Source organism: Stenotrophomonas sp. STEN063 (assembly GCF_056854515.1).
This window is the reverse complement of record NZ_JBXFWF010000008.1, coordinates 23,123-48,311: the sequence shown is the minus strand read 5'-3', so window position 1 is coordinate 48,311 and position 25,189 is coordinate 23,123. Positions and strand designations below refer to the sequence as shown.

The 25,189-nt window shown below is 65.2% G+C and carries 21 protein-coding genes; 11 read left to right on the top strand and 10 right to left on the bottom strand.

Translation table 11 applies throughout. The features are described 5' to 3' along the window. The first annotated feature begins 53 nt into the window (after positions 1-53). Together phbB and phaR are read left to right on the top strand one after the other, a co-directional pair. Positions 54-794, top strand: a complete 741-nt coding sequence (phbB, locus tag AC1VWL_RS03855; protein ID WP_282266756.1) for a beta-ketoacyl-ACP reductase — start codon at positions 54-56, stop codon at positions 792-794. Between the two features lie 160 nt (positions 795-954). Then, positions 955-1,479 carry a polyhydroxyalkanoate synthesis repressor PhaR gene (gene phaR, locus AC1VWL_RS03850; RefSeq protein ID WP_481533023.1) on the top strand — a complete coding sequence of 175 codons (525 nt, stop codon included), beginning with the start codon at positions 955-957 and terminating at the stop codon, positions 1,477-1,479. 143 nt (positions 1,480-1,622) lie between these two features. Here the strand turns inward: phaR and AC1VWL_RS03845 are convergent, their stop codons facing one another. The 6 genes from AC1VWL_RS03845 to AC1VWL_RS03820 form a co-directional block, all read right to left on the bottom strand. Further along, positions 1,623-2,558, bottom strand: coding sequence for a TraB/GumN family protein (locus tag AC1VWL_RS03845; RefSeq protein WP_482985829.1), 936 nt, complete (start codon positions 2,556-2,558; stop codon positions 1,623-1,625). Then, a complete protein-coding gene (locus AC1VWL_RS03840) occupies positions 2,555-3,496 on the bottom strand; it encodes a DUF1684 domain-containing protein (RefSeq protein WP_482985828.1) in 942 nt (313 codons plus the stop codon). Before AC1VWL_RS03840 ends, AC1VWL_RS03845 begins: the two co-directional genes overlap by 4 nt. Beyond that, positions 3,496-5,358, bottom strand: a complete 1,863-nt coding sequence (mutL, locus tag AC1VWL_RS03835; RefSeq protein WP_482985827.1) for a DNA mismatch repair endonuclease MutL — start codon at positions 5,356-5,358, stop codon at positions 3,496-3,498. Before mutL ends, AC1VWL_RS03840 begins: the two co-directional genes overlap by 1 nt. Before the next feature lie 307 nt (positions 5,359-5,665). Further along, a complete protein-coding gene (locus tag AC1VWL_RS03830) occupies positions 5,666-7,276 on the bottom strand; it encodes an N-acetylmuramoyl-L-alanine amidase (RefSeq protein WP_482985826.1) in 1,611 nt (536 codons plus the stop codon). 80 nt (positions 7,277-7,356) lie between these two features. Beyond that, positions 7,357-7,836, bottom strand: coding sequence for a tRNA (adenosine(37)-N6)-threonylcarbamoyltransferase complex ATPase subunit type 1 TsaE (tsaE, locus tag AC1VWL_RS03825; RefSeq protein WP_482985825.1), 480 nt, complete (start codon positions 7,834-7,836; stop codon positions 7,357-7,359). Between the two features lie 8 nt (positions 7,837-7,844). Further along, complete coding sequence (locus tag AC1VWL_RS03820; RefSeq protein WP_482985824.1) at positions 7,845-9,317, bottom strand: NAD(P)H-hydrate dehydratase; 1,473 nt, start codon at positions 9,315-9,317, stop codon at positions 7,845-7,847. Positions 9,318-9,340: 23 nt separating this feature from the next. Here AC1VWL_RS03820 and queG point away from each other — a divergent pair, with 23 nt between their 5' ends. From queG to xseA, 3 genes are all read left to right on the top strand, one after another. Beyond that, positions 9,341-10,423, top strand: a complete 1,083-nt coding sequence (gene queG, locus AC1VWL_RS03815) for a tRNA epoxyqueuosine(34) reductase QueG (protein ID WP_482985823.1) — start codon at positions 9,341-9,343, stop codon at positions 10,421-10,423. A gap of 53 nt (positions 10,424-10,476) precedes the next feature. After that, positions 10,477-10,851 carry a DUF6559 family protein gene (locus AC1VWL_RS03810; RefSeq protein ID WP_296248743.1) on the top strand — a complete coding sequence of 125 codons (375 nt, stop codon included), beginning with the start codon at positions 10,477-10,479 and terminating at the stop codon, positions 10,849-10,851. An 85-nt stretch (positions 10,852-10,936) separates the two neighbouring features. Beyond that, the gene (gene xseA / locus AC1VWL_RS03805) at positions 10,937-12,307 is read left to right on the top strand and encodes an exodeoxyribonuclease VII large subunit (protein WP_482985822.1); all 1,371 of its coding nucleotides are present in this window, start codon (positions 10,937-10,939) and stop codon (positions 12,305-12,307) included. Here the strand turns inward: xseA and AC1VWL_RS03800 are convergent. The 3 genes from AC1VWL_RS03800 to AC1VWL_RS03790 form a co-directional block, all read right to left on the bottom strand. Then, on the bottom strand, positions 12,298-13,512 hold the full coding sequence (locus AC1VWL_RS03800; protein ID WP_482985821.1) for a virulence factor family protein: 1,215 nt from the start codon (positions 13,510-13,512) through the stop codon (positions 12,298-12,300). The two genes, xseA and AC1VWL_RS03800, sit on opposite strands and share 10 nt — an antisense overlap. A gap of 85 nt (positions 13,513-13,597) precedes the next feature. Next, complete coding sequence (locus AC1VWL_RS03795) at positions 13,598-14,512, bottom strand: M48 family metallopeptidase (protein ID WP_481509276.1); 915 nt, start codon at positions 14,510-14,512, stop codon at positions 13,598-13,600. A 66-nt stretch (positions 14,513-14,578) separates the two neighbouring features. Continuing rightward, positions 14,579-16,528 (bottom strand): SUMF1/EgtB/PvdO family nonheme iron enzyme, encoded by a 1,950-nt coding sequence (locus AC1VWL_RS03790; RefSeq protein ID WP_482985820.1) that lies wholly within the window; start codon positions 16,526-16,528, stop codon positions 14,579-14,581. An 84-nt stretch (positions 16,529-16,612) separates the two neighbouring features. Between AC1VWL_RS03790 and rnd the strand changes: the two genes are divergently transcribed. Next, complete coding sequence (rnd, locus tag AC1VWL_RS03785; protein ID WP_482985819.1) at positions 16,613-17,695, top strand: ribonuclease D; 1,083 nt, start codon at positions 16,613-16,615, stop codon at positions 17,693-17,695. Between the two features lie 71 nt (positions 17,696-17,766). Here the strand turns inward: rnd and ftrA are convergent, their stop codons facing one another. Next, on the bottom strand, positions 17,767-18,795 hold the full coding sequence (gene ftrA / locus AC1VWL_RS03780; protein WP_482985818.1) for a transcriptional regulator FtrA: 1,029 nt from the start codon (positions 18,793-18,795) through the stop codon (positions 17,767-17,769). A gap of 200 nt (positions 18,796-18,995) precedes the next feature. Here ftrA and AC1VWL_RS03775 point away from each other — a divergent pair, with 200 nt between their 5' ends. The 5 genes from AC1VWL_RS03775 (at position 18,996) to AC1VWL_RS03755 (ending at position 25,184) form a co-directional block, all read left to right on the top strand. Next, positions 18,996-21,479, top strand: coding sequence for a TonB-dependent receptor plug domain-containing protein (locus AC1VWL_RS03775; RefSeq protein ID WP_482985817.1), 2,484 nt, complete (start codon positions 18,996-18,998; stop codon positions 21,477-21,479). A gap of 28 nt (positions 21,480-21,507) precedes the next feature. Continuing rightward, a complete protein-coding gene (msuE, locus tag AC1VWL_RS03770; RefSeq protein WP_482985816.1) occupies positions 21,508-22,074 on the top strand; it encodes an FMN reductase in 567 nt (188 codons plus the stop codon). 219 nt (positions 22,075-22,293) lie between these two features. Next, entirely contained in the window at positions 22,294-22,656 is a 363-nt protein-coding gene (locus AC1VWL_RS03765) for a DUF3088 family protein (RefSeq protein WP_482985815.1), read from the top strand. An 8-nt stretch (positions 22,657-22,664) separates the two neighbouring features. Then, a complete protein-coding gene (locus tag AC1VWL_RS03760; RefSeq protein WP_482985814.1) occupies positions 22,665-23,762 on the top strand; it encodes an MsnO8 family LLM class oxidoreductase in 1,098 nt (365 codons plus the stop codon). A gap of 45 nt (positions 23,763-23,807) precedes the next feature. Further along, positions 23,808-25,184, top strand: a complete 1,377-nt coding sequence (locus tag AC1VWL_RS03755) for an LLM class flavin-dependent oxidoreductase (RefSeq protein ID WP_482985813.1) — start codon at positions 23,808-23,810, stop codon at positions 25,182-25,184. Positions 25,185-25,189 lie beyond the last annotated feature (5 nt).

The window sequence follows — 25,189 nt, the reverse complement described above, 5'->3', positions numbered from 1 at the left end:
CAGTTTCATTAGAATCGGGGACTGCCCTGCACATCTGCCCTGGAGTTGAGCCCATGACATCGCGCGTCGCACTGGTCACCGGTGGTACCGGCGGCATCGGTACTGCCATCTGCCAACGCCTGGTCGACCAAGGGCACCGCGTCGCCACCAACTACCGCAACGCCGAAAAGGCGCAGCAGTGGCAGCAGACCATGCGCAGCAAGGGCTATGACATCGCATTGTTCGAAGGCGACGTGGCGCACCCGGACAGCGGCCGCGCCCTGATCCAGGCCGTGGAAGCCGGACTGGGGCCGGTGGAGATACTGGTCAACAACGCCGGCATCACCCGCGACACCACCTTCCATCGGATGAGCCCGGAACAGTGGCATGAGGTGATCAACACCAACCTCAACTCCGTGTTCAACGTCACCCGTCCGGTGATCGAGGGCATGCGCAAGCGCGGCTGGGGCCGGGTGATCCAGATCAGCTCGATCAACGGCCTCAAGGGCCAGTACGGCCAGGCCAACTACGCCGCCGCCAAGGCCGGCATGCATGGCTTCACCATCTCCCTGGCGCGCGAGAATGCCGGCTTCGGCATTACCGTCAACACCATCTCGCCGGGCTATGTGGCCACCGACATGGTGATGGCCGTTCCCGAGGAAGTCCGGGCAAAGATCATTGCCGACATTCCCACCGGGCGCCTGGGCAAGCCGGAGGAGATCGCCTACGCGGTCGCCTTCCTGGTTGCCGAGGAAGCCAGCTGGATCACCGGCTCGAATCTGGACATCAACGGTGGTCACCACATGGGCTGGTGACAGCCAGCTGCTGACCGCCCACGCCATGTTGCACACCATGGCGATTCATGTTGCGCAACAAACCTGGAGTTCCCCGACGCTTGCAACCTGTACTTTTGGCGGTTGCAAGCCCTGCTGCACTGCGCCATGCTGCGCACCTACCGTGACGAGTGACTGCTTAATGGCTGCGACCCGCATCATCAAGAAGTATCCGAATCGCCGGCTCTACGACACCGAGATTTCCAGCTACATCACCATCGAAGACGTCCGTCAGTTGATCCTCGACGGCGAGGACTTCGAAGTCCGCGACGCCAAGAGTGGCGACGACCTGACCCGTTCGGTGCTGCTGCAGATCATCGCGGACAAGGAGCAGGACGGCGAGCCGATGCTGTCCACCCAGCTGTTGAGCCAGTTGATCCGTTTCTACGGTGACTCGTTGCAGGGCTTCATGGGCAATTACCTGGAGCGCAGCATGCAGGTGTTCCTGGACCAGCAGCAGCAGTTCCGCCAGCAGATGGGCAACCTGCTCGGGCAGACGCCGTGGGCGATGATGAACCAGCTCACCGAGCGCAACCTGGAGCTGTGGCAGGAATTCCAGCGCAACATGGGCGGTGGTTTTGGCGGCGCCCGCCCGCCGGCAGGCACCAGCAAGCCAACCGATCCGCCGCCGAGCGGCACCGGAAGCAAGACCCGCAGCGGTCGCTGAGGGCAACGAAAAGGCCGACGCAAGCGTCGGCCTTTTGCTTTGTGGCGCCCTGTTTCATTTTGTGGGAGCGGCGTAAGCCGCGAAACCACATAGGCCTGAAACTGCGGGAGCTTCGCGGCTGACGCCGCTCCCACAAAAAAGACTCAACGCTTGCAGGCGCTGCAGATCCGCTCGACCTTGTAGCCCTGCGCGCGCAACTTCTCGACCACGCCATCGCTGCCCAGCAGGTGCAGTGCACCGACCACCACCAGCGTATTCCCGCGCCCTGGCTGCAACCACTGCTGCAGGCTGGGCAGCCAGGCATTGTTGCGGTCCACGTTGATCCGCTGATACAGGCCCGGGTACTCGCGTTTCATCTGCGCGGCCATGTCCCGCCACAACATCACATCATCGCCGCGGCGCCAGGCATCGTGCAGCTGGCGGCTCTGCTCGTCGCCCTTGTCGACCTGTTCCAAGGCTTCGCGCAGCAACTGGCGCTGCTCATCGATGCTCATGCTGTCGAGCATGGTGATCTGCGATGCCGCACTTTCAAGACCGGAAGCCGGCTTGCTGGCCTGCGCAGCACGGTCCATCAGATGCCGATCCAGCCCGGACTTCGGGTCCAAGCCTTGCCGGGTCATCTGCGCGATGCTGATGGTCAGGCCGACGAACCAGGGTTTGAATCCAGCCAGCCGATCGACCGGCATGTTGTTGGCCGCCCCCCATCGTTCCAGCTGCTGCCAGGTGGCCGGATCAAGATCATCCTTGAGTTGGCGACCATCACGACGCAGCGCCGCCTGCATCATCTGCGTGGCCAGCTGCGGCGAGTTCATTTCCTCCGGCGACAGCTCGAACAACAGGCGCTGCGCTCCTGCGAACGCCCGGTCGACATCGGCGGACAACGGATAGTCATCGGCCTTGAGCAGATGGAAGGAACCCAGCAGATACAGATCGCTGCCCTGGCCGCCGCTCACTTTCCACAGCAGCGGTACCGGTGGCTGCTTCGCGGCCGGCTTTGGCGTGGCTGCACTTGCCAACAAGGGTGCTGCAAGCAGCAGACCGGTGGCCAGCAACATGCCCATACGCGTGATCCACTTCATGCAGCTGGCTCCTGCTTGTGCTTGGCATAGGCTTTTTCACCAGCCGTCACTTCCATGTCCAAGCGGTTCTCCGGCGGCGGCAACGGGCAGGTCGCAAACGGGGTGAATGCACACGGCGGGTTGTAGGCACGGTTGAAATCAATCACCACCTGGCTTTTTGCATCCGGCACATCCACGTCGATGTAGCGCCCGGCCGCATAACTGCCACGGCCGCTGGTGCGGTCGGCGAAGATCACCTGCAATGGGCGGCCCACATCACCCAGCGCTTCCAGCCGCCAGGTTCGTCCGTCACGCTCGAACTCGATCGCCCCGGCATTGGCCAGCTCGGTGGTCAAGCCGGTGATATCGACGATCGGAATGGTCTTGTTGACGTCATGCGGCACGAACCGCGCGGTGATGCGCCAGCTTGGATCTGCCGGCCAGTAATCCAGATGGGTGAAATCCACACGTGCGGGTGCATCGGCATGCTTCACCCGCAGCCCGAAACGCGGCCCGCGTTCGATCAGGCTCAAGGTGCCCTTGCCTTCGTCGAAATGAATCAGCGTTGGCGCCTCGGCATGGTCGCTGTGCAGCGGGATGCGGCCCTTCACCACCTGCCCGTCCACTGTCACCGACACACCTGCTTCCGGGGTAAAGAACCATCCGTCGCCTACGCGCGTGACCATTCCCATGCGCGGTGGACCTGCCGCCAGGCGGACGCCACTGGTACTGCCGCTGCCGATGTAATGCGCTTTCAGGTCCAGCCAATGCAGCCCAACCAGACTGGTCCAGCCATCCGGAGCCAGCAATTCGGTCAACCGTTGCTCGCGCCAGCGTTCATTGTCCTGCGCGAACGCCGGATCAACCTTCGCCGTCGGCGCTGCGTTCTTCGCGTCATCACCACAGCCACCGAGCAGCACCGCAGCGAGCAATGCCACACACCCCATTACGTGTTTCATCAACGCCCCCGCAGGAACCAGCGATCAATTTCAGCCAAGGAAAAGCGCGCCCAGGTCGGGCGGCCGTGGTTGCATTGCCCGGAGCGCTCGGTGATTTCCATATCGCGCAACAAGGCATTCATTTCCGGAATGGTCAGGCGCCGGTTGGCGCGCACCGCACCGTGGCAGGCCATCGTCGACAACAGTTCGTCGCGCGCGGTGGCGATGCGGCGGCTCTGGCCGTGCTCGCGAAGATCACCGAGCACATCGCGCAGCAGGCCCTCCGGCTCGGCATTGGCCAGCAGCGCCGGAATGCTGCGCACATGCAGCGAGCCGGGCCCGGAACGGGTGACTTCGAAACCCAACGCGGCCAAGGTGGCGGCCTCACGCTCGGCGGTATCGGCATCACGCTCGCCAACCGCCAACGTCATCGGCACCAGCAGCGGCTGCGCGTGCAGGCCGATACCGTCGTGCGCGTTCTTCAGGCGTTCGTAGCCGATGCGCTCGTGGGCGGCATGCATGTCCACCACGATCAGGCCTTCGGCGTTTTCGGCCAGGATATAGATGCCGTGCAACTGGGCGATCGCGTAGCCGAGCGGTGGCACACCGGCATCATTGGAAGTGGCTGGCAGGGATGGACCTGTATCCATCTGCCGCGGCAGATCCGCGTCGCCATTCACGGATGAGTACAGCGCCGCATATGCCGAGGGCGCTTCTGCCACCTGCAGGCCCAGCGGCGATTGCCGCGCCTGCCAGTTGCCATTGCCACCACCACCTGCGCTGCCGCCGCCAGGGCGCGACAGCATGTAGCCAGCTGCGCTGTAACCAGGCGTTGGCTGCGCCTGTGGGTCAGCCGGGTGTGTCTGCACTGCAGCTGGCTCCATGCCGGCGCGGGTTTCCGCCAGCGCGTCTTTCAGAGTGCGGTAGACGAAATCATGGATCAACCGCGAATCACGGAAGCGCACTTCGTGCTTGGCCGGATGCACGTTGACGTCGACCCGGGTCGGGTCCAGCTCCAGGAACAATACGTAGGCCGGCTGCCGGCCGTGGTACAGCACATCGCCGTAGGCCATCTTCACCGCATGGCTGACGCTGCGATCACGCACCGAGCGACCATTGACGTAGAGGTACTGCTGGTCCGCGCTGGCGCGGGAATACTGCGGCTGCGCGATCCACCCATGCAGGCGCAGGCCGGCCGCACTGTGATCCACGCGCAGCGCCTGGCGTGCGAAGTCCTCGCCCAGGGTTTCGCCCAGACGCGCATCCGAATACAGATCACCGGGCTTGTAGCGGCGCGAAGGCTTGCCATTGTGCGAGACACGGAGTTCCACGTCTGGACGGGCCAACGCCAGTGAACGCAGCCACTCCTCGATGTGGCCAAGCTCGGTGCGTTCGGCGCGCAGGAACTTGCGCCGTGCCGGCACGTTGTAGAACAGCTCGCGCACCTCGACCGTGGTGCCGGGTGCATGCGCACGCGGGGTGACATCACCGAGCTTGCCGCCCTCGATCTGCAACGCGGAGCCGTGCTCGTCATCGGCACGGCGCGAAGCGAGGGTGAAGCGGCTGACCGAGGCAATCGACGGCAGCGCTTCACCACGGAAGCCCAGCGTGGCCACCGATTCCAGGTCATCCAGGCTGGCGATCTTGCTGGTGGCGTGACGCGACACTGCCAGCGGCAGCTGCTCGGCGGCGATGCCACCACCGTTGTCGCGGATGCGGATCAGGCGTACCCCGCCCTCCTCCAGGTCGATATCGACACGGGTGGCACCGGCATCAAGCGCGTTCTCGACCAGCTCCTTGACCACCGAGGCGGGCCGCTCGACCACTTCGCCGGCGGCGATCTGGTTGATCAGGATTTCCGGCAGCGGACGGATCGCATTCATGCCGCACCGCCGGTCAATAGCGAGGCTGTGGCGCGATAGAGGAACGAGGCTTGGCGGGGGATCAGGCTGACTTCATGCATGCCGACGATGATAGCCGAGCATGGACCGAACACCGCGACCAAGGCGCCAATCCTTTCTCCCTTCGGGAGAAGGTGCCCCGAAGGGGCGGATGAGGGCAAGCCTGCTGACAATGTGAGATTTCAGCAGAAAAGCCGGACAAGGACTGGTAGTTCATCGATCCTTACTTCGCCCCACCCTCACCCCAACTCCTCTCCCGCAGGGAGAGGGGCTTCAAACAAGCGCAGTCTTACTTGCTACCACCCGCAACGGTGCCAGCGGCAGCATCCATCTCGGCCTGGGCGCGGGCGGCGAACAAGGTGCCCGGCGGTGGCTGACGACTGAAGAAGGTGTGCACGCCATCGAGCACGGCACCGGCGATGCGGCGCTGGTAGGCCGGATCAATCAGGCGGCGCTCTTCATCCGGGTTGGAGATGAACGCGGTTTCGACCAGCATTGCCGGCATGTCGGAGGTGCGCAGCACGGCGAAGTTGGCCCGCTCAAGGTTGGGCTTGTGGTTGTTGCCGATACGCTTGAGGCCGCCGAGCACGTGCCCGGCCGCGTCTTCCGACGCCTTCATGTTGCCGCTCTGGGCCAGATCCAGCAGTACGTTGGCCAAGGTACCTTCGGTACGGCTGAGGCTGACGCCACCAATCAGATCGGCGGCGTTTTCCTTGTCCGCCAGCCAACGCGCACGCTGCGAGGACGCACCCTTGGTCGACAGCACATAGACCGAAGAACCCGTCGCTGAGCGATTCTCGGCCGCATCGGCGTGGATCGAGATGAAGATGTCAGCCCTGGCCGCACGTGCACGCTGGGCGCGCATCGGCAGCGGGATGAACACGTCGGTGTCGCGGGTCAGGAACGCGCGCAGGCCCGGCGTTGCATTGACCTGGCGGGCAAGTTCACGTGCAACCGCCAACGTCACGTCCTTCTCGCGCTTGCCAGTGGGGCCGACGGCACCCGGATCCTGGCCACCGTGGCCCGGATCGATGGCAACCACCAGATTGCGCATTCCCGGCGCCATCCGAATTCGTGACGCGTCACTTGGCATGACCGGGCGCGGCGCAGGCGTCTGCGCTGCAGCGACCGGTGCGGCAGCCGCAGGTGCTGCAGCAGCCGGACTTGCCACGATCGGAGTGGGCACGCCGGTAGCGATGGTGGTGCGGACCGGGGTGCCCTGTCCATTGAGGATCGCAGCCGGTGAAGATGTCGAAGCGGCAACCGGCGTATTGCCGCTGCTGGCGACGACGGTCGTCGCGCCTGCAGCTGCCGGACCTGGAGTCGCCTGGACCGGCACCGGTGGCGGTGTGGTCGCCTGCTGACGCACCGCAGCGGTCAATGCAGCGGTGGCGCGGGCGGCTTCGGCACGTGCCTGCTCTGGATTCACCACGGGAGCGGCAGCGGGCACCAGCGCTGGCGAGCTTGCGCTGGGCGCGGCAGCAACAGCTGCCCGCGGCGCGGTTTCACCCGGCCATTCGATCAGCAACTTGGATTCGGCGCCCTGCCCCTGCATCTGCGGCTTGAAGGCAGCCACGGATTCGGCCAGGTCGAACACGATGCGGAAGGTACCGGGGACCGGGTTCCCGGTGCGCACCGCGGTGACCACACCTGCAGGTGCAGGCATCTTGAGGCCGCGCACGCCGGTGGATTCGGGGAAATCGATGACCAGACGGTTGGGGCCGGCCAAGCTGATGGTCTTGTAGCTGCCACCACCAGCCAGCTGGATCTCGGCGCGGGTGCCGGTTGCGCCAGCGCTCAAACCGAGCCCACGGACCTCACCGGCCCACGCGGAAGCGCTGGCCAGGCACAGGCCGGCAACGGCGACAGACAATGCGAACAGGCGGTTTCCCGTAGTCATGGGCGGATTCAATCACCGGATTTCGGTAATTGCAACATTTTTTCCCTTAATAATCCGCAACCTGCCGTAACTTCCTGTTGTTACAGGGCAGAAAGCCCCTGCAAGTGTTGCGTTTTGCGCAACCGCTGCAGCCAGGCCTCACCGGTCGGGCTATATGCCTGCAGCCGCGCACGGCGGCCATGGCCGTCGATCTCCAGCGCCACCACCAGGTCCAACGGCGGCAATCCGCCAGCCCCGCGCTCGGGCCATTCGATCAGCCACAGGTCGGCGCTGGCATCGTCCAGCCCCAGGAAATCCAGCTCACCGGCGTTGCCGATCCGGTACAGATCCAGATGCCAGGCTTCGCCGGCATCCAGCGGGTAACGCTCGATCAAGGTGTAGGTCGGGCTGCGGATAGGCCCCTGCACGCCCAGCGCGCGCAGCAGGGCCCGGGCCAAGGTGGATTTCCCGGCGCCAAGATCACCTTGCAGGTGAACCACCGCCTGCGCGGGCCGGGTCTGTGCCAAGGCCTGACCCAGCAGGTCGGTGCTCTCGGCGTGGGGCAATGACAATTCGATCATGGGAGACATTATGGATTGGCCAGCGCCCGCAGGTGCGGCAATAGATCGCGCGGCAACAGCCCGCGCTCACCTTCGGCGGCTGCCGCATCGCCGGCCAGGCTGTGCAGCAACGCGCCGGTGCTGGCCGCATCAAACAGCGACAGGCCCTGCGCCAACACGGCGCCGATGGCGCCGGTCAGCAGATCGCCCATGCCGCCGACCGCCATGCCAGGATTTCCCGCGGCAATCACCCGCGGCAGCTGCCCGGGCGCGGCGATCACCGTACCGGCGCCCTTGAGCACAACCACTGCCGCATGGCGCGCTGCCAAGGCATGCGCTGCAGCAAAACGATCACGCTGGATGCTGGCGGTATCGGTACCAAGCAGGCGCGCGGCCTCGCCCGGGTGCGGGGTGAGAATCGCCTGCGGCAGCGGCCGCGGCTCAGCGGCCAGCAGATTCAAACCATCGGCATCCAGCACCAGCGGCTTGCCGCTGCCCAGCACCGCCGACCACAAGGCATGCGCCCAATCATCCTGGCCCAGTCCGGGCCCAAGCGCGATGACAGTCGCGCGTGCCAGCAATGGCGCGAAATCCTCGGAACTATCGACGGCGTGCACCATCGCTTCGGGACAACGCGCCAACAACGGCGCCACATGCAGCGCGCGCGTTGCAACGCTGCATAGACCGGCACCACTGCGCAGCGCAGCCTCGGCTGCAAGCATCACCGCGCCGCCACTGCCATGGTTGCCGCCGACGCACAGCACATGCCCGGATTCGCCTTTATGGGTATTGAGCCGACGCGGTGGCAGCATCGACAGCAACTGCGGCCTGGCCCAGCGCAGCGCGCTCGCACTGACACCGTCGAACGCGACCGCGGGCACCTCCAGATCAGCCAGCAGGCGCTGCCCGGCATGCTCCAGCGCCGCACCGGTGTGCAGCCCCTGGTGCGGCACGATGAACTGCAATACCCGCGCCGCACGCACCGCGGCACCCATTACGTTACCGCTGAGCGCATCAACGCCACTGGGCACATCCAGCGCGAACACCGGCGCAGACGCAGCATTCATTGCTGCAATCAGGGCCGCGTCTTCGGTATCTGGCGCGCGGCTGAAGCCGATGCCATACAGCGCATCGACGATCAGATCGGCCTGCTGCAGGCAATGCGGCAAAATCTCAACGTGGCCGCCAACAGCCAGGTAATCGGTGCAGGCGCGCTGCGCCAAGGCCGTGCGCGGCGACGCCTCCGGCAGGTGCAGCACACTGACGTCACGTCCGGACTGGCGGGCGTGACGGGCCAGTACATAGCCGTCGCCGCCGTTGTTGCCGGGTCCGCACACCACCACGATGCGCCGCGCCTGCGGCCAATACTGCAGTGCGGTCTGCCACGCAGCGTGGCCGGCCCGCTGCATCAGCAGGTACGCATCGCCACCCAGGGCAGCGGTCGCTTGCCCATCAATCTGGCGGGCAGCGGCGATATCGAACAATTCGACGGGCTCTGACATGCCGGCAATTCTATACTTGCGCCATGTCTGAAGCCGTTACCGCCGCAAATCCGGCGCAGTTGTCGCTGCGCATCCGCCAGCTTGCCCGTGAGGCAGGCTTCCAGCGCTGCGGGGTCAGCGGCATCGAGCTGGGCGAGGATGAAGCGCACCTGGCCGACTGGCTGGGCAAGGGCCTGTACGGGACGATGGAATGGATGGCGCGCCACGGCACCTTGCGGGCACGCCCACAGGAACTGCTGCCCGGCACGCTACGGGTGATCTCGGTTGGTCTGGATTACGGCCACAAGGACGATGCCGAGGCCTGGGCAACCTTGAATGATGGCGAGCGCGCCTATGTGGCGCGCTACGCGCTGGGCCGCGATTACCACAAGCTGATGCGCAACCGCCTGCAGAAGCTGGCCGAGCGCATCGCCGGCGAGATCGGGCAATTCGGCTACCGGGTCTTCGTCGACTCCGCTCCTGTGCTGGAGCGCGCACTCGCGCGCAATGCCGGGCTGGGCTGGATCGGCAAACACACCTGCCTGATCGACCGCAACGGCGGCTCCTGGTTCTTCCTCGGCGAGATCTACGTTGACCTGCCATTGCCGGTGGATGTGCCGGCCACCGCGCATTGCGGCAGCTGCACGCGCTGCATCGATGTCTGCCCCACTGCCGCCATCATTGCCCCGCACCGGCTGGATGCACGCCGCTGCATTTCCTATCTGACCATCGAGCATGAAGGCGCGATTCCGCTGGAAATGCGTCCACTGATGGGCAATCGCATCTATGGCTGCGATGACTGCCAGCTGGTATGCCCGTGGAACAAGTTCGCCCGGCGCACCGACGAGCCGGACTTCCGCGCCCGCAACAATCTGGACACCGCCACCCTGCCCGAGCTGTTCGCCTGGGAAGAAGACGAGTTCCTGCGCCGCACGGAAGGCAGCCCGATCCGCCGCAGCGGCCATGAGCGTTGGCTGCGCAATATTGCCGTGGCGCTGGGCAATGCAACACCTTCGGCTGCCGCGCAGAACGCACTGCTGAGTCGTCAGTCGCACGCTTCCGAAGTGGTGCGTGAGCATGTGCAATGGGCCCTGCAGCGGCACGCTGACGCGGCGCAGAAGCGTTAGTCCCCTTTCGATTCCAACACCATCGCTCCCCGCAATCGCCACAAGGAATGTGAATGAGCAACGAACTATTGCCCACCCCCTGCGCCATCGCGCCTGAGGACAAGCGCCGCCAAGCCCAACTGGTCGGCGACGACCTGCTTCGCCACTACGGCAAGCGCAACTTCTACTCGGTGCAACAGGTGCGCGACGCCAACCGGCGCAGCAAGATCAACATCGATCTCGAATGTTGGTCACACGCCCTGTTCAACACCCATTCCGACTTTGACCAGTTACATGCAGCCAGTGGTGAAGCCTGCGACTACGCCGCAATGAAAGCAGAAATGCTGCGCTCGATGGCGACCGACAGTAGCTCGAGCTGGTTTGATTTCGACCTATCCTGGCTGGATTTCCCCGATCTGGACATCTCCCTGTTCGATTTCTTCGACTAGCACAGTCGCTCCCGTAAGATAGCGGCCGTCAGCTCGTCTGCGCCCCCGGCGCGGCCGAGCGTCCCACCGGCATAGCAGTTCAACCATGACCTCCAGCAACGACGTCCTCACCCCCAACCAACTCAACACCTTGGCGCGCGACCTTCTGGAGAGCACGTTCCCGACGGTCTGGGTGGAAGGCGAACTGGGCAGTGTCAGCCGGCCCGCCTCCGGACATCTGTACTTCACCTTGAAGGACGCGCGCGCCCAGGTGCGTGCAGCGATGTTCAAGCCCAAGAGCCAGTGGCTGAAGTTCCTCCCGCGCGAAGGCATGCGCGTGTTGGTGCGTGGCCGGTTGACCCTGTACGAAGCACGCGGCGACTACCAGCTGATCCTCGACCACATGGAGGAAGCCGGCGAAGGCGCGCTGCGCCGTGCCTACGACGAACTCAAGGCCCGGCTCGAAGCCGAGGGCCTGTTTGATCCGGCGCGCAAGCGTCCGCTGCCAGCGCACGTGCGCCGCCTAGCGGTGATCACCTCACCCAGTGGCGCGGCGGTGCGCGACGTACTGAGCGTGCTGGAGCGGCGTTTCCCGATGCTGGAAGTCGAGCTGCTGCCGTCGCTGGTACAGGGCGCCACCGCCGCTCCGCAGATCACCTCGCTGCTGCGCCAGGCCGATGCCAGTGGCCGCTACGACGTCATCCTGCTGACCCGCGGCGGTGGTTCACTGGAAGATCTGTGGGCCTTCAACGACGAACAGCTGGCGCGTGCGGTCGCCGCCAGCAACACGCCGGTGGTCTCGGCGGTAGGCCACGAAACCGACTTCAGCCTGAGCGACTTCGCCGCCGATCTGCGCGCACCGACGCCTTCCGTGGCCGCCGAGCTGCTGGTCCCGGACCAGCGCGATCTTGCGCTGCGGGTACGCCGGTTGGCGCAACGCCTGCAGCAGCTGCAGGTACACGCAATGAGCCAGGCCATGCAGCGCGCCGACCGTGCCGCCTTGCGGCTGCAGGCGCATAGCCCGCAGGCACGACTGAACCTGCTCAAGCATCGACAGGAAGCCGCCTTCGCACGCCTGCACGCCACCTGGCAGCGGCAACAGGAACGTCGCGCATCTCGACTCCGCCACGCCGCCACCGTATTGCGCAGCACCCAGCCACAGCGACGCTTGAACGCATTGGCCGAGAAGCTGGCAACCCTGGCACCGCGCGCCCATGCGGCGATGGCGCGCCAGTTGCAGCGCGATGCATTGCGTCTGCGCGGTATCGCCCGCTCACTGGAAGCGGTGAGCCCCCTGGCTACCGTGGCGCGTGGTTATTCGATCCTGACCACGCTTGAGGACGGCGCCCTTGTCCGCAGCGCCGAGCAGGTCAAGCCCGGCGAACAGCTGCGCGCCCGTCTGGCCGAAGGCGAGCTGCAATTGAGGGTTGAGCAGATCAGCGCAAAACCAGCGCCCGGCGATTCCACTCAGGGCTGAGCCGGCGCCGCATCCCAACGATCGACAATGATCCGCGCCAGCTTGCCCGGGTCACGATCGAAGTGATGCCCACCAGGGAGCTCAACCACCTGCATGTGCGCATCACCTCGCAGGTCGCGGCAAAGGCTGTCTTTCTCATCGACGCCGTAAATGCACTGGTGCGCGACCAGCTGCAAGTCGGCCAACGCAGGCTGCACAGGCACTTCCTGGGCACGGAACCAGCCCAGCCAGCCGCCTACGCGCACCTCGAAGTCAGCACCGTGGGCAAGCCCCAACAGCGACACCAACCGTACCGCGCTGCGCTGCTCCCCGCTGAGCAGCGGATAGGCGAAAGGCAGCACATCCGCGCCAAACGAATAGCCAACCAGCGCCACGTCGTCAGCCTGCCAGCGCTGCCGATAGGTACGCACCACATTGTCCAGATCGGTACCTATCTGGGCAGCAGTACGTTTCTTCCAGAAGTAGCGCAGGCTGTTCCAGCCGACCACGGAAATGCCGCGCTGGTTGAGCTCGTGCGCCAGCCCCTTGTCCAGGTCACGCCAACCGCCGTCACCGGAGATCAACACCACCAGCCGCTTGCTGCCTGCAACGGGCATCTCCACCAAGGGCAGCGTCGCCACCCCCGATGCAGGTGCAGCGTGCAGCGCCGCCGGCACCGCCGCCAACAGCGCATCCGTCGGCAAGGACTTGACCTGCACGGTGGCCGTTCCGCCAACACAACCCGCGTCACTCGCTGCTGCGCCATCCGCAGCAACCAGGACAGCGGCGAATTCGCCGGCTGCGGCACCGGCTGCGCTGTCGCGCACCAAGCCTGCACTGCTGCCCTGACCGACCAATACCGGCAGGTAGAACTGCTCGGCACGCTCGCGTTTGAGCAGCTTCTGGGCAAGCAGCGCCGCATCATCGGCCATCGCCCGGCAGCTGCCATTGCCCTTCTGCAGCCGCTGTCGATAACGCGCTGCGTCCACCACCGCCACCCATGCGCCGGCGTGTGCCAGCTGCCCGGCAAACTGCCTGCGCTGCGCACGTGGCAAGGCCGGGTCTGCGAAGTAGATCACCAGACCACGCGGCGCGACCGACGGCTCCACCACCTGCACACGGCCGTAGCGACCTGCGGACAACTGCCTGGCGTATGCCGCCCGGCCCCAGCCAAGCGCCACCACGATCAACAACACACCAAGAGCCAACAACGCACCACGTCGCATCCGTAACCTCTGGCCACAAAGCAAGAACGCCGGCGAGCATCCTCCGGCGTTCGTTATGTCCCTGTGCAGTCCGCCGCGCCGCGTGTTACCTGGCTGCAGCGCCGGCGGTGCAGAAGCGCTGCTTGTACTCCAGCGCCTTGGGCATCAAGGCCTGCAGGTTCTGGATGCGGGTGCCGGGATTGGGATGGGTGGATGAGAACTCCGGCGGCGCCTGCCCGCCACTGGCCTGGCTCATGCGCTGCCATAGCGGCACCGCTTCTTCCGGGTTGAAGCAGGCAGCTGCGGCCAGCATCAGCCCGACTTCATCTGCCTGGGTTTCATGCGAGCGCGCATACGGCAGCAGGTAGCCGTAGCCCATGGCCGACATCATCATCTGCTGCTGTTGAACATCCATGCCGCTGGCCGCGCCAGCCATCTGCCCGATCTGGGTCAGCTTCTGCTGGGCCATGCGCTGGGCGCCATGCCGTAACAAGGCGTGGGCGATTTCGTGCCCCATCACCACCGCCAGGGCATCTGCGTTCTGTGCAACCGGAATCAGCCCGGTATAGACCGCCATCTTGCCGCCGGGCAGGCAGAACGCATTGGCTTCATCGGACTGCAGCACGTTCACGTCCCACTCGAAGTCCTTGGCGAAGTGCTGCGGCTGCAGGCCGTGCTCCTGCGCCAGTGAGGTTTCCACCACGTCGACCTTGGCGATCAGGCGACTGGCGATCTCCCGCACTTGGCGGGCGATCTGCGAATTGGGATCGACCGGCCGCTCCTGCGCCAGGATCTCCTGGTAGGCCTGCAGGCCCATCGCCTTCTCTTCACTGGCATTGAGCGAGCTGTCGATCAGCACCTTCTCCCCGGTATACGGGTCCACCGAGCGGTTGCCGAAGTAATAGCAGCCGCCATAGACCGCGAAGCCCAGCAGGATCACCCAGCGGATATTCCCGAACAGGCCGCCGCCACGCCGACGTTGACCGCCATTGCCTTGGTTACCGAAAGGATCTTGTCGCATGGTTGGATTCCGTCTGGGCCGGGCTGGCCCTCGCCGATGGTACCGCCAGCGCACGCCGCTGCAAGGTCAAATTCCGCGTACCAGGCGGAAACCGATGCGCGCCGAGGTGACGTCCGAGTCCTGTGATTGCCGCCACGCCGCACGGGTCTGCTCCGGCGCATTGGCCCAGTTGCCACCGCGGATCACCCGTTGCCGGCAACCCGGGTTGTACCAGGCCGCGCCATCGGCCGGCGCACGCCGGTAGCTGGCGTGCCAGCAATCGGCCACCCACTCGCTGACGTTGCCGCTGATGTCGTGCAGGCCCCAGGCATTGGCACTGAACATCGCCACCGGCGCGGTGCCCCAGAAGCCATCGCCATAGCCGACGAAGGCATTGTTCCAGTGCCGACCACTGGGCGATACATCCAGGCTGCCAGTGAAGTTGCCGGCGTTCTCCGGCGGCGTCATCGATCGCCCCCACGGATAGCGGCCCTGGCTGCCAGCCCGCAATGCGTACTCGAACTCCGACTCGCTGGGCAGGCGGTAGTAGCGCCCGGTCTGATCGGACAGCCAAGCCGCATAGGCTTCAGCATCGCGGACGCTGACATGCATCACCGGGCTATTGGGAGCGGCCTTGGCACCGTTGTAATCGGACTGCCAATCCACCCCGCTGCGACGGATGAAGTTGCCGCTACGCTCGTCATAGACAATCGAATGGCCGCGCCGGGTCGCGCGCGGGCGCGCCTTGGCGGCCTCCACGAAGCGACGGAAGTCGGCGACGGTAACCTCGGTGATCGACATCGCAAAACCGCGCTCGAAGCTCACCAGATGCTGCGGACGTTCGGCATCGGCGCTACCGATCTCGCCCTCCGTCGCCCCCATCTGGAAGCTGCCATAGGGCACCACCACCATCTGCGGACCACGGCTGCCGTCGGCCAGGGCATCGCTGAACACCTGCCCCGGGCGGAAGCTGCCGTAATGGGTGACCAGCTCGATGCGCTCGCGCAGCAGGGCCACGGTGCGGTCGCCGGGCCGCGCGATCCGCTCGGCCTGGGCCAGCTTCAGCCGCGCATCCTTCAGCCCCTTGGATGAAACCAGATCACGCAGGCCGCCTTCGCGCAGCGCATCAAGCTGGGCGGTGCGGATGCCTTCGATGCGCGCACGTGCATCCTTCAAGGTCACGGCCTCGCCACGGATAGTGGTGGCCTTGTCCAGCCAGCGCGCGGCCGCCTCGAAGTCCGAGTCCATTGCCGCGGCATGTTCGGCACGGCGGATCAGGCCGCTTTCCACCGCCGCCAAGCCCTGCCGGGCGCGGCTGTTGAGTGGATCGGACGCCAGCACTTCGCGGAACGCCGCCTGTGCGCCGCCGCCATCCTCGCCAAACTGGTGTTGGCGCAGCGCCTGTTCGCCGGCGCGGTTCAGCGCCAGCAACCGCCGCGCCACTGCGATGCGCTGCTGCAAGGCCTGCTCGGCCTTGCCCTCGGGCGCCAACGCCACCGCTACGCCAGCGATCTCGGCAGCCTGGGCCAGGGCCTGGCGTTGATTCTCCGGTTGCGCCATCAAGGCGCTTGCCTGCGCGCGCAGACGCTGCCGGGCCTTGTCCAGGCCGCGCTGCGCGGCCCGGTCCTTCGGCTGCTGGGCCAGGATCGCCAGGTAGAGCGGAATGGCATCCTCGGCCTCGCGGTACAGCCTGTCCTCGGCCAGCGCCTTGTCGGCCGCTTTGCGCGCTTCGGCCAGTTGCCCGGGCTGCAGGCTGACTTCCGGCGCGCTCCAGACCGGCAACGTGATGTCCTCAAGCTGCGGGGTGGGGTCCGGCGTTGCGGGTTCGCCCTTTGCTGCCGCAGCTGCCTCGGCCTTGGCTTCGGCACGTGCCTCAGCCCTCGCCTCCAGCCGCTCGGCCAGGCTTGGCTTCTTCGCTGGCTCGGCATTTGGCGCAGCCAACGGCGCTTGCGGCGCGCTGCCGCTACACCCCGCCAGCGCCAGCAACAGCGCCGTCAGACCCAACAATTGGCCGGTTTTACCCAAAAACGCCTCCATTACCTTGCACACTTTCCCGGGAGCGGCCCGACGTTAGGCTATTCTCGCCTGCCTGAGCAAACCCTGCAGTTGACGGAACCCCACGTGGCTTACTGGATCAAACACCCGGCGGAGTTGGAAGAACGCTACCGCCAGCGCCCGAGCCGGATCGGGCTGGACACCGAATTCATCCGCGAACGCACCTATTGGCCGCAGCTGGCCCTGGTACAGATGGCGGTCGGCGATGAAATCCTGCTGATCGACCCGCTGATCCCCGGCATGTGCGAGGCACTGAAGCCCTGGCTGACCGATACCTCGATCACCAAGATCATGCACAGCGCCAGCGAAGACCTGGTGGCCTTCAAGTGCGCCTGCGACGCGCTGCCGCGGCCGCTGTTCGACACCCAGATCGGTGCCGCACTGGCCGGCATCGGCGGCGGCATGGGCTACCAGAAGCTGGTTGCCGAGATCACCGGCATTACCCTGCCCAAGGGCGAGACCCGCTCGGACTGGCTCAAGCGCCCGCTCAGCGACGCGCAGCTGGAGTACGCCGCCGACGACGTCGAATACCTGTTCGCCATGCACGACACCATCAGCGCCAAGCTGCAGGCTGCTGATCGCATGCAATGGCTGCAGGACGATGGCGAACGCCTGCTGGCCAGCGTCGAGGGTGACGAAGGCGAGCATTGGCCGCACCTGTCCATGCGCTCCTCACAGGTGCTGGAGCGCGACGCCCAGCTGCGCCTGTTGCGCCTGTTGCGCTGGCGCGACCAGCAGGCCCGCAGCAGCGACAAGCCGCGCAGCTGGATCCTGGACAATGAACTTGCCAACGTGCTGGCGCGCACCCCGCCAGCCGACTACGACGCCATGCTGAAGCTGTTCGGCCGCTTCCCCAAGGCCCCGCGCAAGCTGGCCCAGCAGGTATGGGAAGCACTGAACACCCCGCTTGCCGACGAAGCCGATGCACCGATGGCCCTGCCGGCCACCGACAGCAACAAGAGCGCACTCAAGCGCCTGCAGGACGCCGTCAGCAAGCGCACCGCCGAGCTGGGGCTGCCGGACGGCCTGCTCGCCTCTCGCAAGCACCTGGAGGCCTTGCTGGAAAGTGGCAACTGGCCCACGGCCCTCGCCGGCTGGCGCCGCGAACAGCTGGAGCCGGTGCTGCGGCCGTTGTTGCCCGCCGCCTGATCCTCCGCGCCGAATCGTCCGCGCCGGGTGCAGTCCTCTGCGCCCGGCCAGACTACTGCACCACTGGCAGCTCAGCGCGCGGCAATCACGCCTGGCGGGGATTGCAGCCCTGCTGCAGCATCGGCCGCTACAGCAAGACCTGCACGGTAAGCGGCCGGACTGGTACCGGTAGCGGCCCGGAAATGCCGCCTGAATGACTCCGGTGATCCAAACCCGGCCTGCTCGCAGATCCACTGCAACGGCCGCGCGGTGGTCTCCAGCAACTCCTTGGCGTAAGCCACACGCTCGCGTATCACCCAGTCAATCGGTGACACCCCGGTGGCATCCAAGAACTGCCGTTGCAGGGTGCGCTGACTGAGCAGCGCCTGCGTGGCCAGGCTGGCCAGCGTGTGCTCCTGCGAAAGATTCTCGCGTGTCCATTCCATCAGCCGCGCCAGACGGCTGGGCTCGCCATGCGGAATGGCCCGTGGAACCAGCTGGCTGCGATCGCCGTCGCGCCAAGGCGCCAGCACCAGGCGCTGCGCCACCAGATTCGCAACCCGCCTGCCGTAATCCCTCTGCACCATGTGCAGCATCATGTCCATGCCGGTTGCGGAGCCGGCCGAGGTGATGATCTGGCCGCTGTCGACGTACAACACGTCGGCACGCACCGCCACGTCCGGGAACAGCTGCGCCAGTCGTTCGGTCAGCCGCCAATGGGTGGTTGCACTGCCACCATCGAGCAAGCCCGCCCACGCCAGCACGAATGCGCCGGAGCAGATACTGGCCAGACGCGCACCACGCGCATGCGCACGGCGCAGCGCATCCAGAAGTCGTGGCGGCGGCATTTCGTCAGGATTGCGCCAACCAGGAATCAGCACGGTATCGGCTTCATCGATCAACTCCAGGCCATGTGGCACCTCTACCGAGATACCACCCAAGGCCCGCAGCGGCCCGGGTTCGCAGGCGAAGATGCCGGTGCGGTACCAGTCCACCTGCAGTTCGGGGCGTACCGGCGCGAACATGCCCACGGCACACCCGAACTCGAACATTCCCATCTGGTCGTAAGCCAGAATCGCCACCAGCGGCGCTGAGGAATCCGGTTCGGCGAGGATGTTCATGGGCATCGATACTACGCATGGCGAGCGGCCTGCACGTATCCAGAACATGCGATCGTTTACATCCGCAGGCTGTTTACAGATGACGCTCCGTCATATGCGTGGCCGGACTTGACCGCCCGCTGGCGCCTTTGCGCATGTTCGCCAGCGTCAACTGCAACTTGAATAGGACCCGCCCCCCCCAAACGACGAGTCCCGCCACGATGTCCGCCGACCGGCAGTTGCCGAACCCCACTTCCCACCCGCCCCAGCGCGCTGCATCGGCAGCACTGCTGCTGGCCGCGGTGCTCTCATCAACCGCCAGCGCCAATGATGTGCTGGCACCGGCCGCCGCAGCCTCGACCTTGAACACGGTAGTCGTCACCGGCTCGCGCAACAGTACCCGCACGGTGGCGAACAGCTCCACCCCGATCGATGTCATTTCCGCCGACGCGCTGGCCGCTACCGGCCAAGCCACCCTGCTTGAGGCCCTGCAGCGTGCACTGCCCTCATTGAGCCAGGTAGGTGGCTACCAATCCGACCAGGAAAGCCTGATCCGCGGCTACCAGCTGCGCAATCTCTCCCCGGGCTACACGCTGGTGCTGATCAATGGCAAACGGCGCAACGCCAGCGCCTATGTCAGCGGCGCCAATGGCGGTGCCTTCCCCGGCCATTCCTGGGCCGACCTGGGGTTGATCCCGCTATCTGCGATTGACCACGTTGAAGTACTGCGTGATGGCGCATCAGCCATCTACGGCTCCGATGCCGTTGCCGGTGTGATCAACGTGATCCTGAAGACACAGGCCAGCGGCGGCGCGCTGGCCGTGGAGAGCGGGCAAAGCTACGACGGCGACGGTAGCCGCACGAGTGTACGCGGCAATCTTGGCCTGCCATGGGGGACCACCGGCTTCGTCAATGTGTCGGCGGAGAACACCGTGCAACAGCATGCGATCCGGCGCATCCTGTACCCGGCCAGCTGGTACGACGGCAGCGCCGGCAGCGATGCCAACAAGATCTTCAGCAGCCCGTCCTACCGCCTGACGTCGGCGGTGATCAGCGCTGGCCACCCGCTCGGCGCTGGAGCAGATTTCTACGTCACGCTCAACGCCGCGGATCGCACCGGCAGTGCCATCCAGAACTATCGCCTTCCCGGCACGATTGCCGCGCTCAATCCCGCCGCATTGGCGGTGTACCCGGATGGCTTCTCGCCTTCGATCGAGAGCAAGGAGCAGCAGTACAGCGGCACCGTAGGCGTCAAAGGCAATCTGTCGCAGTGGAACTACGACTTCAGCGCTACCTGGAATCGCGACACCATCCGTACCTATACCCGCGACACGCTCAATTTTTCGCTGCCCTACCCGGGCTCGCCCACCGATCTGTACGACGGAAAAGTCGATTACCAGCAACTGGTCAACAACCTGGACCTGCGCCGCGCCTTCGACACCAGCGTGTTTTCTTCACCGCTTGAAGTCAGCATTGGCGCGGAATACCAGCATGAACAGTACAAGCGCCTGCCTGGGCAACCCGAGTCCTACCTTGGCTATGGCGCGGCAAGCTTCGTTGGTTACTCGGCCGATGACGCCGTAGACGCCAGCCGCAACAGCAAGGCCATCTATGCCGGCGTATCGACCAACGTCACCGCGCGTTGGTTTGTGGACCTGGCCGGGCGCTACGAAGACCACTCCGACTTTGGCAGTGTCTCCACCGGACGGCTATCCACCCGCTTCGACTTCACCGATGCCGTGGCGGTGCGCGGCACGATCAGCAATGGTTTCCATGCCCCCAGTCTGGGTGGACAGTTCTACCAGGCCACCGGCAACTGCCCTTGCGGCACCACCGTGGTGGCGCGGGTGAATTCGCCAACGGCGCTGGCCCTCGGAGCCACAGCGCTCAAACCGGAAAAGGCCACCAACTACAGCCTGGGCATCACCTTCGCGCCCAACGCCAGCTTCAATGCGGCCGTGGACGTGTACCAGATCAACATCCGCAACCAGCTGGGTCAATCCAGCCAGATCGGCTACGACTCCACCAATCCCAACGCGATCACCGACAACAGCGGTAGCCCGCTGGACGCCAGCCAGAAGGCCATCATCGACAACCTGCTTGGTGCCGCCGGCGTCAGCATCACACCTGGCCAAGCCTATTACGCCAGCTACATCACCAATGTAGGCAGCACCCGTACCCGTGGCGTCGAGCTCACCCTGGAAGCCACCCAGCACACCGCAATCGGACAACTTCGCTACAACTATGCGGCAAACCTCGGCCGCACAAACATCCGCCAGGTGGCGAGCGTACCGGCCGCCCTGAAGCAGTTGCCAAACATCGACCTGCTCAATGAGACGGCCGAGTACGCGCTGCGCTATCACACCCCGCGCTACACCCAATTGGCCGGCGTGCACTGGAGCAACGGCCCATGGCAGCTGAGTCTGGATGCAAGCTACTTCGGGCCGATCAAGAGCATCAACAACGGCTACAAATACCAGCTCGCACCGCTGCTGGTAACCAACCTGGGCGGCAGCTACGACATCGGCCGCGGCTGGAGTGTGGATGCAGGCATCAACAACCTGTTTGACGAACGCCAGCGCAAGCGCCCGGACGCCTCGCGCAGTGCCAGCGAAAAAGCCAACTACGTTTTCAACTACGCCAGCGTCGACAGCGTCGGCACAACCGGCGGCTACTGGTATGGCCGCATCAATTATCGCTTCTGATCGCCCCGCCCTTCATCTGGAGCCGCGCATGTCCACCGCACTGAAAGCCGTCGCCGTCATCGGCAGTACCTCGTCCGCTTCGCGCACCCGCAGCCTTGCGCTGAGCATCCTGCAACAGCTGCAGCAGCATCTGCCACTGGACATCCAGCTGGTGGAGCTGGTCAACATCGCCCGCCCGCTGGGCAGCGCCCTGCAGCGCAGTGAGCTGACTGCCGAGGTCGAGCTGCAGCTGCGCAGGATAGAGAATGCCGATCTTGTGCTGGCCGCCGCACCTGTATACCGCGGCGCGTACCCGGGTTTGTTCAAGCATCTGTTCGACCTGATCGACATGGATGCCTTGATCAACACACCGGTGTTGCTGGCAGCCACAGGCGGCAGCGAGCGCCATGCACTGATGCTCGAGCATCAGCTACGGCCACTGTTCGGATTCCTGCAGGCACTGACGCTGCCAATCGGGGTCTATGCAACCGCTGCGGACTTCGACGCTGACCAGCGGCCGGCAGGCCAGCTGCAGGAACGCATTGCACTGGCCGCCGAGCGTGCGGCCGGTGTTCTGGGTGTCGCCCGGGGTTCACAGTTGCGCAGGATTGCCTGAGCGCGGCTAGGCAGACTGCTGCAGGTTTCTGCGGCAACTGCAACCATCAGCTGCGCAACACTCAACGCCAACCAGCAATGGCATGTACTTATTCCTACTGCGCATGGTCATGGCCGGATCTGACCGCTGATTGACGAGTTGCACAGCGCCGCCGGCCGAGCGCTTGCCTAGGATGAATCCACAGCGCCGACGCTGTCCCTGCCGCAAGCGAGCAGCCCCATGCCAGTCACGCCCACTGCAAAACCCATCCTGTTGCTGCTGGAACCCGAGTTCCAGGATCCCGCCATCGAGGATCAACGCTTCTTCTGTCGCCACTCCCTTCTGCTCGAAGGCGCGCTGACCCAACTGCCCGGCCTGCGCGAGCAACTGGATGTGCGCCATGTCGGCTTCCAGCGCCCGCGTGATGCAGTGATCGACTTTGTGGGTGACGCCGATCAGTCGCTGCCCAAGCTGGTGTTGCCTGTCGACGTCCAAAGCCAACATGCCAGCGGCCACCACGCCGCGCGCCAATACGTGTCCGGTGCCGAACGCATCTTCGCCACGTTGGGCGAGCTGTACGGCATCGCCCAGCCACATCCCTGATACCCCATTTGTCCGCGCAGCAACGCGTCGGCAACCCAACCAGCACGGCGACCATGACCTATCACCTGAGCATCCTCGACAAGAGCCTCGTTGCCGATGGCAGCAGCGCCGAGCAGGCATTGCGCGACAGCGTGGTGCGGGCGCAACGCGCCGAACAGCTGGGCTACCACCGCTATTGGTTTGCCGAGCACCATGCACTCCCGCAGTCGGCCGGGCCCGCACCGGAAGTGCTGGCGGCCTTCGTGCTGGCGCAGACCCAACGCATCCGCATTGGCACCGGCGGTGTGATGCTGCGCCACTACTCCCCGTACAAGGTGGCCGAGGTTTTCAATCTACTGGCCAATCTTGCCCCGGGCCGGGTTGACCTCGGTGTTGGCAAGGCACCGGGCGGGCTGCCGGCCGCAAGCCAGGCCCTGGCCTATGGTCGTGAAACGCCACTGGATTTCGTCACCCAGCTCACCGATCTGGAGGGCTTCCTCAGCGGCAACCTGCCGCCGTGGCATCGCCACGCCGATGCCATTGCCACGCCCACCGCTGGCGTCCAGGCGGAACGTTTCCTGTTGGGTGCCAGCGTCGAAAGTGCCGAGCTGGCTGCCAGCCTGGGCTGGCGCTTCGTCTATGCCGGGCAGTTCGACGGTGATCCCCGCAGCATCGAGCGTGCGCTCTCTGCCTATCGCCGCGACAGCAATCTCGCACCCCTGCTCGCCGTCATCGCACTTGCCGCCGATAGCGCTGCCGAAGCCGCTCGCCACATTGGTGAGCTGCGCATCCACAGGCTGCACTTCGGCGACAGGCAGACGATCAATCTGCCCTCGTCACAAGCTGCTGCCGACTATGCGCGGCAAGCCGGCATCACCGACTACAACGTGGAAGAGCTGCAGCCCAGCGTATTGGCCGGCACGGCACAGCATGTACGCCGCGAACTGGATCGCCTGCATACCTACTTCGGCATCGAGGAATTCGTACTGGATGCTCCCGTCGCCGACGCCCAGATACGACTGCGCTCATTGGAGCTGCTGGCCCCTTCCACATCGCCGCAGACGCCATCGCCCGCAAGCAACGCAGCAGCAACTACCGCCAACCAGCCCGAACCCGCGCTGCTCTGACTGATCTTCGGCTACCGACGCCCTCCCCCGCCCTGGAGTTGCCTGATGAGTACCACCTCAAACCCTGTAGCAGCTGGCGCTGTTCCATCACGGCCCATTCCGTTCGGCATCATGCTGCAAGGGCCTGGCGGCCATGTAAATGCCTGGAAGCACCCTTCCAATCCCAGCGATGCCAGCGTCAACCTGAGCTTCTTCATCGACATCGCGCGCAAAGCCGAAGCAAACGGCATTGCCTTCGCTTTCGTCGCCGACGGTTTGTACATCACCGAGACATCCATCCCGCATTTCCTCAACCGCTTCGAGCCACTGACCATTCTGTCGGCATTGGCCACGGCCACCACCAGGCTCGGCCTCGCAGGCACGTTGTCCACCTCGTACAGCGATCCGTTCACCGTCGCGCGCCAGTTCGCCTCGTTGGACCTGATCAGCGGCGGCCGCGCGGGCTGGAACGTCGTCACCTCGCCGCTGGAAGGTTCAGGCCGCAACTACGGCCGCGCGCATCCCGACCACGCGCTGCGCTACGAGATCGCCGATGAATATCTGCAGGTGACGCAGGAACTGTGGGATTCCTGGGATGACGATGCCTTCGTCCGTGACCGCGAAACCGGCCGCTATGTCAGCCCGGGCAGTTTCCGCCCGTTGGCGCACAAGGGCAGGTTCTTCCAGGTAGAAGGCCCGTTGAATATCCAGCGTTCGCCGCAGGGTCAACCGGTGCTGTTCCAGGCCGGCGCCTCCGATGCCGGTATCAGCCTGGCCGGCAAATATGCCGATGCGGTATTCACCCCATCGCTCTCGCTGGAGGCCACCCGCACCTTCACCCAACGGGTGCGGCAGGCCGCGCTCGGCCACCAGCGCAGCGCTACCGACGTCAAGGTGCTGCCTGGCATTTCGCCCATCGTAGGCCGCGACGCCGAAGAAGCGGAGCGCAAGTATCAGCAGATTGTGGCGCTGGCGGATATCGATGATGCGCTTGCCAATCTCGGCCGTTTCTTCGACCACCACGACTTCAGCCAGTACCCCGTGGACGGCCCGTTTCCCGAGCTTGGCGAGCTGGGCAGCAACAGCTTCCGCTCCACAACCGACAGCATCAAACAGCAAGCCCGCGAACAGGGAGCAACCCTGCGCCAGGTTGCGCTGCAGTCGGTGACCCCGCGCAGTGCCTTCATCGGCAGTGCAGAATCCGTCGCTGATGAAATCATCCGCTGGATCCAGGCCGATGCCTGCGATGGCTTCATTCTAGCCTTCCCGGTGCAGGCACAGGGCCTGGATGACTTCGTCCAGTACGTGCTGCCAATCCTGCAGGCACGTGGCTACCACCAGCCGGACCTGCCGGGACAGACACTGCGCGAGCACCTGGGCCTGCCCTACAAGACCAGCCGCCATGCCGAACAGCCGCCAGCAGCCCTGCGCACCGCGAGTTGAGCCAA

What these genes read in the sequence shown, in the direction of transcription:
- phbB (WP_282266756.1), top strand. Translation starts at nt 54, where the DNA reads ATGACATCGCGCGTCGCACTGGTCACCGGTGGTACCGGCGGCATCGGT.
- phaR (WP_481533023.1), top strand. Translation starts at nt 955, where the DNA reads ATGGCTGCGACCCGCATCATCAAGAAGTATCCGAATCGCCGGCTCTAC.
- AC1VWL_RS03845 (WP_482985829.1), bottom strand. Translation starts at nt 2,558, where the DNA reads ATGAAGTGGATCACGCGTATGGGCATGTTGCTGGCCACCGGTCTGCTG.
- AC1VWL_RS03840 (WP_482985828.1), bottom strand. Translation starts at nt 3,496, where the DNA reads ATGAAACACGTAATGGGGTGTGTGGCATTGCTCGCTGCGGTGCTGCTC.
- mutL (WP_482985827.1), bottom strand. Translation starts at nt 5,358, where the DNA reads ATGAATGCGATCCGTCCGCTGCCGGAAATCCTGATCAACCAGATCGCC.
- AC1VWL_RS03830 (WP_482985826.1), bottom strand. Translation starts at nt 7,276, where the DNA reads ATGACTACGGGAAACCGCCTGTTCGCATTGTCTGTCGCCGTTGCCGGC.
- tsaE (WP_482985825.1), bottom strand. Translation starts at nt 7,836, where the DNA reads ATGATCGAATTGTCATTGCCCCACGCCGAGAGCACCGACCTGCTGGGT.
- AC1VWL_RS03820 (WP_482985824.1), bottom strand. Translation starts at nt 9,317, where the DNA reads ATGTCAGAGCCCGTCGAATTGTTCGATATCGCCGCTGCCCGCCAGATT.
- queG (WP_482985823.1), top strand. Translation starts at nt 9,341, where the DNA reads ATGTCTGAAGCCGTTACCGCCGCAAATCCGGCGCAGTTGTCGCTGCGC.
- AC1VWL_RS03810 (WP_296248743.1), top strand. Translation starts at nt 10,477, where the DNA reads ATGAGCAACGAACTATTGCCCACCCCCTGCGCCATCGCGCCTGAGGAC.
- xseA (WP_482985822.1), top strand. Translation starts at nt 10,937, where the DNA reads ATGACCTCCAGCAACGACGTCCTCACCCCCAACCAACTCAACACCTTG.
- AC1VWL_RS03800 (WP_482985821.1), bottom strand. Translation starts at nt 13,512, where the DNA reads ATGCGACGTGGTGCGTTGTTGGCTCTTGGTGTGTTGTTGATCGTGGTG.
- AC1VWL_RS03795 (WP_481509276.1), bottom strand. Translation starts at nt 14,512, where the DNA reads ATGCGACAAGATCCTTTCGGTAACCAAGGCAATGGCGGTCAACGTCGG.
- AC1VWL_RS03790 (WP_482985820.1), bottom strand. Translation starts at nt 16,528, where the DNA reads ATGGAGGCGTTTTTGGGTAAAACCGGCCAATTGTTGGGTCTGACGGCG.
- ftrA (WP_482985818.1), bottom strand. Translation starts at nt 18,795, where the DNA reads ATGAACATCCTCGCCGAACCGGATTCCTCAGCGCCGCTGGTGGCGATT.
- AC1VWL_RS03775 (WP_482985817.1), top strand. Translation starts at nt 18,996, where the DNA reads ATGTCCGCCGACCGGCAGTTGCCGAACCCCACTTCCCACCCGCCCCAG.
- msuE (WP_482985816.1), top strand. Translation starts at nt 21,508, where the DNA reads ATGTCCACCGCACTGAAAGCCGTCGCCGTCATCGGCAGTACCTCGTCC.
- AC1VWL_RS03765 (WP_482985815.1), top strand. Translation starts at nt 22,294, where the DNA reads ATGCCAGTCACGCCCACTGCAAAACCCATCCTGTTGCTGCTGGAACCC.
- AC1VWL_RS03755 (WP_482985813.1), top strand. Translation starts at nt 23,808, where the DNA reads ATGAGTACCACCTCAAACCCTGTAGCAGCTGGCGCTGTTCCATCACGG.